Source organism: Corynebacterium senegalense, assembly GCF_900411315.1.
GTDB classification, from domain to species: domain Bacteria; phylum Actinomycetota; class Actinomycetes; order Mycobacteriales; family Mycobacteriaceae; genus Corynebacterium; species Corynebacterium senegalense.
Genome location: NZ_LS990887.1, coordinates 1,425,165 through 1,438,987 on the forward strand (window position 1 = coordinate 1,425,165; position 13,823 = coordinate 1,438,987).

A 13,823-nucleotide genomic window follows, 5' to 3' on the forward strand; every position below is an offset into this window, starting at 1 on the left:
ATACTGCGATGTCACCAAAATCGCGGACAAGGGGGCGCATGAGCGACACGACACAGGTACGCGACGCACAGGAACTGAAGAAGGCCATTGAAGGCGGTGCGAGGGTCATCGAGGTTCAGGCGCCGATCACCACCACCGGCGACGGTTCCTTGGGCATCCAGATGTCCAAGCCGCTGCCCCACCTCGAGGTCACCGGCGACGTCACCACCTCGGGCGGCGAGGGCTCCAGCCTCGTGCGCAGCGTCCAGGTCGTGCTCAAGGCCATCGCGCTGAGCGTGAAGGAAACCGGCGAGGTGGGCACGCTGCGCGTCGGCGGCGCGCTGCGCACCAGCGGCTCGGAGGTCGCCACGCTCGAGGTCGCCGGCCGCATCGCCTCGCTGTCCGTCGACGGCGGCATCTCCGCCGCCGACGAGGGCTCCGACGGCGTGCACCTGACCGGCGACGGCGTCTACCGGGCAGGCGTGGTCATCTCTGCCGTTGCCGCATGGCTCACAATATTGTGAGACAAACCCTAGGACGTCGCCCTGGTCTTGGTTCCCGGGGGTGGGGTGTCCCGTGTGTGGGTAGCAAATTGCGGTCCATTAGTCATCCTGGACTTGGCGGAAGACGTGGTCTCCGAGGTAGTGGCAGTAAGGTGCTCGGGACTTAGATGTGCCACGGTGGATTCTGAGGGGGTACTGACCGTCCGCTTCCCACCCAGCTACCTCAAGGCGCGGCCGTGTCTCGTGGTATATAAATTCGACGGCGGGCAGCAAGTCACTATCGTTAGACATAATAATGATGACGTCGTACTTGTTCGTGACGGCGTGTTGTATCGCCTGTACCGCCAAGTCCACGTCGATGCCCTTTTCCTGTGCGCTGAAAGTGCCGTCATCATAATGGCGGTATTTCAAATCCCGCGATCTGAGCTCGCACACCTCAGATTGCTTCCATTTGGCGGCGTACTTGTCGAAGGCACTTGCGGCCTCCGGTTGATGTTTCGGATTAGGACGCCCGCGGAAGACGTAAACTTTCGCGAGTTTCGAGGGAAAGTTACGCAGGCTGACAATATGTGTCGCTAACGCAACGGGGTCAAAAACCCCGACGTGGGAGGGGGAGCTAAAAGGGAGGAAGGCTTCCCTAGCGTTTTGTCGAGCGTTTTCGTAGTCGATAAAGACTGCCACGCGATTCGGCGATTCAGACCGATCGGATTGCAGGTCTTTTTCGCCTGCACTAATCTTAGCCGGCATGTTCGATGGCAGCATACCTACTCCTCGAAAATCAAAAAAACCTCGCTAATCCCCTCTACGAGGGAACAGCGAGGAACAATGCCCTCAATATACCTCAAATGCCTGAGATCGCAAGTGGAGACGGACTAGTCCCACAACCAGAGAGATTCAGTACATGTACACCGCAGCGTCGTTGCCGCCCCGGCAGGTGACCAGCTTGTTGGCATCGACGCTGCAGTTTATCTCGTAGTCCTGGCCCGTGGCGGGGCTGTGCGCGGTGACGGTCGCGGGCAGGGTTGAGCGGACGTTCTCGGATGTCGGGTTGAGCCCCTCGGTGAGCTGGTGCAGCGTCTCGGTGGCGAACTCGCAGCTCGTGTTCGCGCCGGCCGCGACGGTGTTGAGCCCGTAGCCGTCACCGTAGACGCACACGGTGGCGGGTTGGCCGAACACGTCGACCTGCTTGCCGACGTCCACGGTGCCATCGGCGATAGACGCCGCAGTTGCCGCGGTCGGCGTGGACGGCGACGACGTCGGTTGCTGTGTCATCGACTGAGTGGAGGAGCTTTCTTTGGTCACGGTCGCTGTGGTCGTGCTCGGCGTGGGTGTTTCGGGCGTTCCCTGGTCCTGCCCGCCGCAGGCGCCGAGGGCGAGGGTCGCGAGCGCGGCGGCGGCGAGGATGGCGGGCCTGGCGTTCATGTCCGTTCCTTTCGGTCTGGGAGGTGGGTGCTGTCCCCGCCGAGGCTACGTTTCACGTGAAACATTTGCAGAACTCTAGGGCTGCGCTCCCCCGGTCCACGGCGCGCGAACCTCAATCCCGCGCCCAGGGTGGTTGCACACCGTTGAGGCCCGCAGCTCCGTGGCCCGGCCGTACGTCGGCGAGCTGCAGTTCCATCCGTCGAACGACACCGCGAGCGTGTTGCCGCCGCCCTCCGTCTGCGTCTTCGCGTCGTAGCGGTCCAGCACATCCATGGCCTCGGCGCAGGTGATCTCCCCCTCGATGACCTCCGCGAGGCGGTGCCCCTCCATCGCGCCGCACATGATCGGCCCCTGCACGAGCACGTCCGTTCCGGTGCGGTACTCCGTCGCCGGCTCCGCCTTGGTCTGCTCCGCGAGCTCCTGGTCGGTCAGGACGGGCCCCTCGGTGACGATGCGCCGCTTCTCCCCCGCCACCTCGAACGCGGCGGTGTCGTTGCTACACACCAGGGACTCGCCGTCGGGCTTCGCACACTTGGCGACGCCAAAATCCACCCACTGGCCGGGTTTCAGCTCGTTCTGGGCCGGTGGCACACCCTCGAGGATCGCGTACGCCAGGCCGGCGGGCCCGATCTGAATGGCGCCCGGCCGCCCGCTGAACGGCGGCATGTCCACGTCGGGCACGGAGCTGTCGGCCGAGCCCGTGCACATGACCACCTCGTTGACGAAGCACTCGCCGGTGGCGGTGCCGTTGACGTGCCTGAAGGAAACAAAGTCCCCCGATGTGAACGTCTGCCTGCTCACCTGCTGCAGCTGGCTGTAATCCACGGTCCGCACGCCGGCAGGTGCAGACGAGGTGGCCGTTGAGCTGGGAGTTTGCTTCTCGACGCCCCCATCAGCCGCCACCCTCGTCTCAGTGGTGGTCTCCACCGGTGCCGGTTCGGGCGACGTGGAGCAGGCCGGAAGGGTCAGCGCCGCGGCAGCCATCGCCGCAGGCAGTGCAACTTTCCGGTGCGACGTTTTCATACCTGGGAGTATGCCAGGTGTAGGGGGTATGGAGGTGGGAAAATTTCCCCAGTTTCGTTATGGGACGTTCCCCGCGATGAATCTCTGATACGCCCTGTGACCACTCTAGAACGTCTTTCGGTAGCCGGGGGAGCGCTTGGAATCCGGACCAGTTTCGAGGGTTAATCCCGACGGCCGGAGGGCGCATTTCTCTTGGTAGAGTTACACCTGCAACAGCGCGACACCGACAGGCTTCTGCAACGGGCAACGAGCCACGCAGATAGGCCTCCACGTCGCACGATTTTTCGTGCACGGAGGAGCCATGACCTATCTGCGGATGACCGGTAGAGAGTTCCACGAAGCTGTCGTCGACTCGGAATCTTTGGTCAACCGCATGCTCTCAAACCTCCTCGAGGAACACCGCCAAATTGTCGGCCCATCGGAGCAACAGTCGTGGCGCAACAGTCTCCCGGTCCTCGCGGAAGATATCGCAGCAGCCGGGCTGGAGGGAATAGATGTTTTCCTCGAGTATGGGCTGCCGCTTACGTCCCAGCGGGTTGATGCCGTACTGGCTGGCACAAATCCCCGGACCGGTGACCCGTCGTTTGTGGTTGTTGAACTGAAGCAGTGGTCCTCCGCTAAATCGTATGAGGATGACGAGAACTTGGTGGTTGTCCCGGGAACACCGGATCCGCGGATTCATCCTGTCCGCCAGGTGGGTGGCTACAGCCGCTATTTGGTCAACTACCTGGCCGCCCTTGAGGAAAATAGTGAGTGGGTAAACGCCGTAGCTTACTTGCACGGGGTGGGTGATCGATCGGCCATTAGCGAGCTCGTCGAAATGGAGGGGGCCGAACTCTTCATCGGGCGGGAGCGGGATGCTTTCCGCTCGTTCCTTCGCGAGAGGCTCAGTTCCGAGGACGGCAGCGGAACCGGCGATATCTTGGTGAACTCGGCTGTACGGCCCTCCACCAAGCTGATGTCGGTGGCGGCCGACGAGGTTCGCCGTCGCGAGCAGTTTGTCCTTTTGGGCAATCAGCAACTGGCCGTGGATCTCGTCCGGCACGAGGTCGAGAACGCCCACGAGCAGAATCGAAAGCGCGTCATTGTTGTCTCGGGCGGGCCCGGCAGCGGGAAGTCTGTGGTGGCGCTAAGCCTGCTGGGTGAGCTCGGGCGGAGTGGCTACAGCGCCCTCCACGCCACCGGGTCGCGGTCATTTACGCAGACCATGCGTCGCGTTGCTGGATACCGAAGCCGGGAGACGCAAAGCTTGTTCAAATACTTCAACAACTTCACGCAGGCGCAAGAAAACGGAATTGATGTCCTGATCGCGGATGAAGCGCACCGAATACGCGAGACGTCCAATAATCGCTTTACCAGCGCAAGTAATCGCAGCGATCGACTGCAGATTGATGAGCTCATTTCGGCTGCCAGGGTTCCGGTCTTTCTTCTCGACGACAAACAGGTCGTGCGCAAGGGGGAACTGGGATCGGTTCGAGACATCACTGCTTATGCGGCATCACAGGGACTTGATGTCCTGCATGTGCCGCTGGGGGAGCAATTCAGGTGCGGTGGGTCGGCTGCATATGTCGAATGGGTAGAGCAGATCCTCGGACTTCGCCAAGGAGAGCCTGCGAAAGCATCGATCCCCGCGGATGACACTTTTGAAATCGAAGTGGCTGACAACCCGTGGGAACTGGAGCACCTGTTACGAGACAAACAAAGGCAGGGTTATACAGCGCGCACGGCAGCGGGGTACTGCTGGCGGTGGTCCGATGCCACGAAACATGGCCTCATCAACGACGTGGTGATTGAGGACTGGGCTCGTCCGTGGAACAACAAGCTGGAGCGGCGGGTCGGGAATGCGCCTCCGTCAGCCTTATGGGCGACCCAAGAAGGTGGATTTGATCAGGTTGGATGCGTCTATACAGCGCAGGGGTTCGAATTCGATTGGGCGGGGGTCATCATTGGACCGGATCTGGTCTGGCGGAACGGACGATTTGTCAGCCAGCGAAACCACAACAAGGATCCCCACTTTCGATCCCGGGCTGCTGTGCCAGATAAGGACTTTGACCTGCTAGTTCGACAGATTTACAAAGTTCTTCTCACACGGGGAATGGTAGGCACAATTCTCTACTCCCCCGATGCTGAGACGCGCTCAGCGCTAAGAATGCTACTCAATTAACTAGACAGACTTCCCAGGGCCCAACGGACTTCCGCTCAACAGGACACGTCCTCACCCCGCACCAAGCAGAATGCGAGATGTGACGTGAGTGATTTTCCGCGCCCCTTCATCAAGAGGGTTCCGTACGACGAAGGTTTTCTCGGCAACCTGGAAACTTTCTACAGTTCTCTGGAAGAGAAGGATCGGGAGGCCTTTGTGACTCATCAGCTCCGATTCCCGACCGTGTATATCGTCCGGAGCAGACGGGAGTTGGCGGACGGCCCGCGTTTCAAGGTCTACGTTGGAGAAACCAACGACATCAAGAACCGAACACGCCAGCACCTCTACCAGGATCCGCATAATCGCAAAGACTGGGCCGAATTCCGCAGCGCTCCAGATGCGGAAATGTATGTCATCGGACATCCCTTCTTCAATAAATCCTTGACCCTGGATGTCGAGAACAGATTTCTGCACTACCTGGAGTCGTGCCACTCGGTGGAACGACGAAACAATCGGCGAACCAATGAACAGCGCAACTATTACACGCTCGAGCACCTCGATCCCCTTTTCGACGCAGTTTGGCGGGAGCTGCATGAAGAGGAGCCTGAGCTGTTTGAGCCGAAAGAATCGATTACGTCGTCCGCGATCTTCAAGGCCTCCCCATTCCAAAAATTGAACGAACAACAGCTCCAAGCCCAGAACGCAGTTTTCGAAGCTGTCAATGACGCGTTGGAACAGGAAAGCGACGAGCACAAGTTAATCATCGTTTCCGGCGAAGCAGGTTCGGGGAAGACGGTTCTCATCAGCAGTATCTTCAATGGCTTGATGATGGGGGTGGAAGACGAGGACGAACGATTCCGCCGCTTGGTGGCCGGTCTCGATGACGAGGGCACGGAGATTGACGGTTACCTGGTCTCCGGGCACAAGAACGACGGCGGACAGCTCGCCGTTTACCAGGAAATAGTCAGTAAGGCCGGAATTCCTCACTCACGGAAGGGGGTCCGTCAAAGTCGCGTGTACAGCCCAACATCCTTCATAAATCAATTCACCGAGGATGACCCAGCGGACGTCGTCCTGATCGACGAGGCGCACCTGCTTCTCACCCAGAAGTCGCAGGGATACCGGGAGGATATGCCACAAATTGAAGCAATCCTCAGGCGGGCCAAGGTCGTCGTCGCGGTTTACGACGCCAAACAGTCGCTGGAGACCTCTCAACACTGGGAAACCCCGTTGGAGGAATACTTTGCAGCGTCGCTCGCCCAGCCTCCAATCCGACTTACCAACCAAATGCGTCTACGTGCTGATGATAAGACTGTGGAGTGGATCCGTGCTTTAGTCGACGACGGCGTCATCCTGCCCCTGCATGATGACGAAGAGGGGTACGATCTGCGGATCTTCGACGACCCGAAATCTCTAGACAGGGCAATCCGCGACAAAGACTCGGAAATCGAGAATAACCTTTCTCGAATCATCGCTACCTACGACTGGAAGTACAGTGCCGGCAAGGAGAACGGCACCGAAGACGATGGGCTCTGGTACGTCGACATTGTCCACCACGGAACCACCTTCAAGAAGCCATGGAACTTGCAGGTCAAGACCGACGACGGTGTTCGTCAGGTCTCCCATTCCAAAGCTTGGTCTGAAAATACCCAAACGATTAATGAAGTGGGATCCACCTTCACGATTCAAGGATTTGACCTGAACTACGCGGGGGTGATTCTAGGACCCTCAATCACGTACCGGGACGGCCGGGTCGTGATCGATCCGACGAAGTCCGCGCACGGGAAGAAGACTCAACGCCGAACACTTTCCGACGGGCGAAAAGAATCCTTTGGTGAGGAGCTAATAAACAACGAACTCAACGTTCTCCTCACTCGCGGCGTCAAGGGACTTTACATTTACGCAGTTGATGATGCGCTCCGAAAGGCACTGATAGCGGCTAAGGAGGCCAAGTAGAAAGAGATGGGCTGCGTCCGGGGATGCTGTACTAAAAGCGACGAGGGTGTGGCGTGAATGCATGGAGGGGCTGGGAACGAGACACGACCGTCCAGATGAGAATGACGGTGCCTTGTCCCGGTAGAAGGCGACATCATGCCAGCTTGGTCACTGTGAAAGAGGATCCATGCTCTACCTTGCCGTTTGGATTCACCCTGCTTGCGCGGGGAGCACTGGCGTGAAGAGCCGCTCCGTTTCGTGGACTCCGGCTCATCCCCGCCTGCGCGGGGAGCAAGTCACGGGCCGCGTCACCGTCGACCCCATCGAGGGCTCATCCCCGCCTGCGCGGGGGGCACGCGGCGCGCCGCCTCTACACAAACCCGGACCGAGGCTCATCCCCGCCTGCGCGGGGAGCACGGGGCGAACATCGTCGCCACGTTCCACCCGGCCGGCTCATCCCCGCCTGCGCGGGGAGCACTGGTGAATGCGGTCAATCTTGGCCGCCAGGTCGGGTTCATCCCCGCCTGCGCGGGGAGCACCCGGGGTTGTAGCGGATGTATTCGGCGGTGGTGGGCTCATCCCCGCCTGCGCGGGGAGCACCAGCATTTTTGACCTGCTAGGAGAGACGAATGAGGCTCATCCCCGCCTGCGCGGGGAGCACGGGTTCACCCCTGGCCGCGACGTTCACCGCTTCGGCTCATCCCCGCCTGCGCGGGGAGCACGAGGCCGTAGTCGGACTGGCTGCGGTCATTGTGGGCTCATCCCCGCCTGCGCGGGGAGCACGGCTGTCCTTGTCGGCGGTAATGCTGGCGTGCGGGCTCATCCCCGCCTGCGCGGGGAGCACAAGCTAAAGACGCACTGCAAGAACGGGCACGAGGGCTCATCCCCGCCTGCGCGGGGAGCACGGTTCACGTTCCCGGCCCCACGACATGTACTTGGGCTCATCCCCGCCTGCGCGGGGAGCACGACACCAGCAAGGTCACGGACATGTCGAGAATGGGCTCATCCCCGCCTGCGCGGGGAGCACTGAGGATTGCGTGTGCTATGTCCCGGTTGATGGGGCTCATCCCCGCCTGCGCGGGGAGCACATCGCGGAAGGAGCACGCCTAGCGAACCAACGGGGCTCATCCCCGCCTGCGCGGGGAGCACCAGCGTGACAGCACGTGGCAGGGTACCTCGGTGGGCTCATCCCCGCCTGCGCGGGGAGCACGCCTAGTTCCAGTGATCGACCACGACGGTGGCGGGCTCATCCCCGCCTGCGCGGGGAGCACCACTGGCGAACCTACCGAGTCCGATAGGGCCGCGGGCTCATCCCCGCCTGCGCGGGGAGCACGTGAGATTTCGCTGTTTCGGTGGGTGCGGCATCGGCTCATCCCCGCCTGCGCGGGGAGCACCTGGGTGTGACGTGCCACGACGAACTGATTTCGGGCTCATCCCCGCCTGCGCGGGGAGCACGACCGGATCCTCGCGGCAATCAACGCCGGAACGGGCTCATCCCCGCCTGCGCGGGGAGCACGTCACCGCCGGTGCTGCGGTGACGACTCCGGAGGGCTCATCCCCGCCTGCGCGGGGAGCACGGGCGCTGACAACCCCCGACGCGCGCCTGGCTAGGCTCATCCCCGCCTGCGCGGGGAGCACCCCTGATTTGGGCCGGTTTGATGAGGCGGGCCGGGCTCATCCCCGCCTGCGCGGGGAGCACGATTTTGATGAGGGCGATCTTGTCGATGTGCGGGGCTCATCCCCGCCTGCGCGGGGAGCACTGGACGTGGAAGAACGCCGGTAAGGAAGTCCCGGGCTCATCCCCGCCTGCGCGGGGAGCACTGCGATACGAAATCGATCAGCCCGGCAGTGGCAGGCTCATCCCCGCCTGCGCGGGGAGCACGCCCGAATCGGATCATCTTCCATGCCGCGCCACGGCTCATCCCCGCCTGCGCGGGGAGCACGCGCGGCCCGAGGCCACGAGCAGGCCGCCGACGGGCTCATCCCCGCCTGCGCGGGGAGCACGCCTTAGCGACACGCCGACGCTCCGCCTCCAACGGCTCATCCCCGCCTGCGCGGGGAGCACCCTCCGAGATGGACAAGTACGCTCGCCGCGGCGGGCTCATCCCCGCCTGCGCGGGGAGCACCGGGTGTGCCGGTGTACCTCGCGGGGCGCAACGGGCTCATCCCCGCCTGCGCGGGGAGCACGATGGGTGGACGAACATCCTCAACGGCGGCCCGGGCTCATCCCCGCCTGCGCGGGGAGCACGGTGTTGGTTTGCTGCAGATCATCCCTGGAACGGGCTCATCCCCGCCTGCGCGGGGAGCACGCTATCGGATGTTGCTGCTGCACTCAATGCTCCGGCTCATCCCCGCCTGCGCGGGGAGCACTCCACCCCGAGGAGGAGTACGGCGCACCTGCAGGGCTCATCCCCGCCTGCGCGGGGAGCACACTATTTCCCTCGACCGTGACACCTACGAACTGGGCTCATCCCCGCCTGCGCGGGGAGCACGGTGTTGATTGCGGGGCCAAGTATAGGGTTATGGGCTCATCCCCGCCTGCGCGGGGAGCACGTATCTCCTTACGCGCCCGCGAACGGCAGGTTGGGCTCATCCCCGCCTGCGCGGGGAGCACGGCGGACGCACCATCACCATCTCCGGTTCCTCCGGCTCATCCCCGCCTGCGCGGGGAGCACCTGGCCCGTTGTCTGTGGTGACGGGGGGAGCGTGGGCTCATCCCCGCCTGCGCGGGGAGCACGGCATCCGCCCGGCGTGGAACGCAGTTGCCAAGGGCTCATCCCCGCCTGCGCGGGGAGCACTATCCTCACGGAAGACGGCGACACCCACACGGGGGCTCATCCCCGCCTGCGCGGGGAGCACGACCGTGTGGACAGTGCAGGTAGGGATCGACGGGGCTCATCCCCGCCTGCGCGGGGAGCACGACCTGGACGCGCTCACGGGCAAGACCCAATCGGGCTCATCCCCGCCTGCGCGGGGAGCACGCGGACGTTGTTGCCGGAGACGGGGCGGCCGAGGGCTCATCCCCGCCTGCGCGGGGAGCACGCCCGTCATGAAGATCCTTGAGGACTCGTTCAGGGCTCATCCCCGCCTGCGCGGGGAGCACTCCCTGGGCGTGATTTTGATGAGGGTGATCTTGGGCTCATCCCCGCCTGCGCGGGGAGCACGTAGTCGAAGTGCTCGGTCAGGTTGGTCAACTGGGCTCATCCCCGCCTGCGCGGGGAGCACGCCGCGGCGCGCACCCAGGACGCCGCCGCGTGGGGCTCATCCCCGCCTGCGCGGGGAGCACCGCCCGTCGACAAGCAGCGTCGTCGGCCAGGAGGGCTCATCCCCGCCTGCGCGGGGAGCACAACCTTAGTAGTCATTCCTTCTCCCATCATTGCGGCTCATCCCCGCCTGCGCGGGGAGCACTGGAACGGCACCCGGTCGGCGCGGATCACGGAGGGCTCATCCCCGCCTGCGCGGGGAGCACGCCTCCCACGTCCTGGCCCAGCCCGCCCGAGCGGGCTCATCCCCGCCTGCGCGGGGAGCACGATGGGCCGACTGAGGAGCATTTCCGCCGTACGGGCTCATCCCCGCCTGCGCGGGGAGCACGGCATCCGCTCTGCGTGGAACGCAGTTGCCAAGGGCTCATCCCCGCCTGCGCGGGGAGCACAAGCGGGGCGAGTGTCAGCGACTTACAACTGCGGGCTCATCCCCGCCTGCGCGGGGAGCACGTAGCGGTTGAATCGGTCGATGAGCTCGTTGACGGCTCATCCCCGCCTGCGCGGGGAGCACCAACCATCGGCGGTGCCGCTGCCGCGTGGGGTCGGCTCATCCCTGCCTGCGCGGGGAGCACACACCATCACCGCGCGGGGTATCCCCTGCACACGGCTCATCCCCGCCTGCGCGGGGAGCACTTCCGCGTACTCAAGCCGGGGGGGACGCTGATCGGCTCATCCCCGCCTGCGCGGGGAGCACCACCCCGAGATCACCTACAAGCCCGGCAAGTCGGGCTCATCCCCGCCTGCGCGGGGAGCACTCATCTGCATTACCAGCTAGCATTGTCCACGCCGGCTCATCCCCGCCTGCGCGGGGAGCACCAGCACATTGTTGAGGATCTTGTGCGCGTCGCGGGCTCATCCCCGCCTGCGCGGGGAGCACGCGAACGGCAGGTTGTTGAGAATGGTCAGAGTCGGCTCATCCCCGCCTGCGCGGGGAGCACTCGATACCGATGCTGCGCTGGTTGGTGTACTGGGGCTCATCCCCGCCTGCGCGGGGAGCACTTCCTAAGCGCGTCTTTACAGCCACGCCACGGGGGCTCATCCCCGCCTGCGCGGGGAGCACCCGTGGATAAGTTGCCCACGGGTTGTGTGTTCGGGCTCATCCCCGCCTGCGCGGGGAGCACTGGCTAATTGATTCTTGGATGTTGTCCACGGGGGGCTCATCCCCGCCTGCGCGGGGAGCACAACATGGGGCGATTGAATATACAGGCCGGACAGGGCTCATCCCCGCCTGCGCGGGGAGCACGACTAGGCGTTAACCAACATCGAGCGGATCACGGGCTCATCCCCGCCTGCGCGGGGAGCACCTACTTTCCGTCACGGCCCTATCGGTTTCGATAGGCTCATCCCCGCCTGCGCGGGGAGCACCGGTAGAAGAATCGGTAGGTCTGGAATCGGAGGGGCTCATCCCCGCCTGCGCGGGGAGCACTCGCCGCCGCCGCTAACTGGTTGTGGCAGACGGGGCTCATCCCCGCCTGCGCGGGGAGCACAACATTTTCACCCGCCATCCGTTGGAGCAGCAGGGCTCATCCCCGCCTGCGCGGGGAGCACATCTGCTTGGTCAGCAGGTCGAGCTTGTTGAAGGGCTCATCCCCGCCTGCGCGGGGAGCACTCGGTAATCGCGCCGAACACGGGGCCAGTGGCCGGCTCATCCCCGCCTGCGCGGGGAGCACACAGACCCGGGGGCCGGATTCCCCTGGGATGTAGGCTCATCCCCGCCTGCGCGGGGAGCACCACGTCGGCTTGGTAACATTCTCCCAGTACCACGGCTCATCCCCGCCTGCGCGGGGAGCACGCTGTCGAAGCGGTGGGTGCGTTGAACTCCCAGGGCTCATCCCCGCCTGCGCGGGGAGCACGCGGGCGATGCGGGAGCGTGCTCGTCGTTTGAGGGCTCATCCCCGCCTGCGCGGGGAGCACGAACACAAGCATGTCCGCCCCGGTCACCATCAGGGCTCATCCCCGCCTGCGCGGGGAGCACAACGCGGAGGTATCGCTGCTCGCCTGCATCGTCGGCTCATCCCCGCCTGCGCGGGGAGCACCAGGCCCAGCAAGGCCAGAACTGGTGGAAGGTGGGCTCATCCCCGCCTGCGCGGGGAGCACGACTTGATCGTGTTCCACGCAGCCTCGGCAAGCGGCTCATCCCCGCCTGCGCGGGGAGCACGGAGGAGGAGCTGCCTGACGAGCGTGAGTTCGGGGCTCATCCCCGCCTGCGCGGGGAGCACTCTCGCTGAGCAGCAGGAATATTACTGGTCTCCATGATTCAGATTCAACTCCTGTTGTTAGCGGCCGTAGTACTTTCGTCGTTGTTGCCGTGCCCGGCTCCATCCAGTTCGCCGACCAGCTTGAGCAGATTTGTTCCTGCGGATCATAAGTGTGACCCCGTCGAAGTCGGTTGGCTCCCATTGGTGCCGGTGGGTGCGAAATTGCATGCCCTGCTCACAGTCTGAACTGTGCACCAGCAGCGCCTGCCCGTCTTTGCAGAGTTCGACTGTCCTTTCCCAGAGGAGGTCGCGGATCCGTGCTGTCGGGTTCCCCACGAAAGTGCCGGGTGCGATCTCCAGCAACCATTTCGTAAGATCGCCCCGCAGACCAGCGGGACATGCTGTGACTACGAGAACGATCACGGCGCGGCCGTTTCTTCGGCCCAGTTGACACCGGATGCGATTACTTCGAGTTCGCTCCATAGCATCAGTTCCGCGTCTGAGTAAAGCTCGTGTTCGGGGACGTCCATCAGATATTTGAGGTCTCCCACCATGCGCTGCATTAATCGCTTTTCGACGACCAAGTTCCGCACTTTACGACGCACCTCCACGTTCGGGTTTCCCGTCGCCTCCGCGACCGCGTCGAACGCGGCAGGGATGGCGATTTCTGCCTTGTAAATGTCTGCGATGTCGTAGACGAATGCCCTGTCGGTCCCGGTGTGGATGATTCCGAGTGCAGGAACGAACCCGAGGCCAGCCACAACTGCATGCGCGATTCCGTACAGGGCGGCGCTGGCAGCGGTGAGAGCTTGGTTAATGGGCGTGGACGATTCGAAGTCGTTGGGGTCGTACTCCGCCTATCCCAGTACACGCCAGTGCGTGCCGCCTCAGCGGCATAGACCTTCTTCATTCGTGCGCCCTCACGCCCGCGCAGCTGGGCCATCGTCAGCTGAGATACGTCTTCTCCGGGGAAGCGGAGACTGTACATTTTTCGCGCGCAGTTGAGCCGCTTTCGCTGGTGGGTGACAACCGCCGCCTGGATCTCTGCCATGCGCGAGGATTTGGCCGGGGGTCTGCCGCTGGCGTAGTACCGCACGCCCCTCTCCCCCACCCACACTGTGCTGACACCGGCGTCGCCGAGTAGGGCCATGGCCGCGTAGGTAATTCTGGTGCCCGGCCCCAGGAGAAGTGCCGCCAGCATGGTGGCTGGAACGTGAGCGGTACCGCGTTGATCAGTGATCGTCAAAGCATTCCCGTCACGGTTGACTACCGCTCGTTCCACGTAGAGGAACGAGAGGCGGTCACTGAGACGCGCCAGAGCTTGCCGGGTGATGGGTACCTCGCTGGGAGTAGACAT

The 13,823-nt window shown here is 63.5% G+C and carries 7 protein-coding genes, 1 pseudogene and 1 CRISPR repeat array; of the genes and pseudogenes, 3 read left to right on the top strand and 5 right to left on the bottom strand.

All coding sequences use genetic code 11. The features are described 5' to 3' along the window. Nucleotides 1–38 precede the first annotated feature (38 nt). On the top strand, nt 39–503 hold the full coding sequence (locus DYZ02_RS07015; protein WP_181896916.1) for a hypothetical protein: 465 nt from the start codon (nt 39–41) through the stop codon (nt 501–503). 78 nt (nt 504–581) lie between these two features. Here DYZ02_RS07015 and DYZ02_RS07020 read toward each other — a convergent pair whose 3' ends face one another. The 3 genes from DYZ02_RS07020 to DYZ02_RS07030 all read right to left on the bottom strand — a co-directional run bounded on the left by DYZ02_RS07020 (nt 582) and on the right by DYZ02_RS07030 (nt 2,927). Further along, entirely contained in the window at nt 582–1,244 is a 663-nt protein-coding gene (locus DYZ02_RS07020) for an NYN domain-containing protein (protein ID WP_115685601.1), read from the bottom strand. A 132-nt stretch (nt 1,245–1,376) separates the two neighbouring features. Further along, entirely contained in the window at nt 1,377–1,904 is a 528-nt protein-coding gene (locus tag DYZ02_RS11575) for a hypothetical protein (RefSeq protein ID WP_245945698.1), read from the bottom strand. 75 nt (nt 1,905–1,979) lie between these two features. Then, nucleotides 1,980–2,927 (bottom strand): hypothetical protein, encoded by a 948-nt coding sequence (locus tag DYZ02_RS07030; protein WP_147291490.1) that lies wholly within the window; start codon nt 2,925–2,927, stop codon nt 1,980–1,982. Between the two features lie 301 nt (nt 2,928–3,228). Here DYZ02_RS07030 and DYZ02_RS07035 point away from each other — a divergent pair, with 301 nt between their 5' ends. Then, nucleotides 3,229–5,091: a DUF2075 domain-containing protein gene (locus DYZ02_RS07035; protein ID WP_115685603.1), complete on the top strand. Its 1,863-nt coding sequence runs from the start codon at nt 3,229–3,231 to the stop codon at nt 5,089–5,091. Nucleotides 5,092–5,175: 84 nt separating this feature from the next. After that, nucleotides 5,176–7,026 carry a DUF2075 domain-containing protein gene (locus tag DYZ02_RS07040; RefSeq protein ID WP_115685604.1) on the top strand — a complete coding sequence of 617 codons (1,851 nt, stop codon included), beginning with the start codon at nt 5,176–5,178 and terminating at the stop codon, nt 7,024–7,026. A 246-nt stretch (nt 7,027–7,272) separates the two neighbouring features. Further along, nucleotides 7,273–12,487: a CRISPR direct-repeat array (repeat unit 28 nt; unit sequence GGCTCATCCCCGCCTGCGCGGGGAGCAC). Between the two features lie 57 nt (nt 12,488–12,544). On the opposite strand, the gene cas2e is transcribed toward DYZ02_RS07040, so the two are convergent. After that, nucleotides 12,545–12,889: a type I-E CRISPR-associated endoribonuclease Cas2e gene (cas2e, locus tag DYZ02_RS07045; protein ID WP_115685605.1), complete on the bottom strand. Its 345-nt coding sequence runs from the start codon at nt 12,887–12,889 to the stop codon at nt 12,545–12,547. Continuing rightward, nucleotides 12,886–13,823: pseudogene (gene cas1e / locus DYZ02_RS07050) on the bottom strand (type I-E CRISPR-associated endonuclease Cas1e). Before cas1e ends, cas2e begins: the two are co-directional and overlap by 4 nt.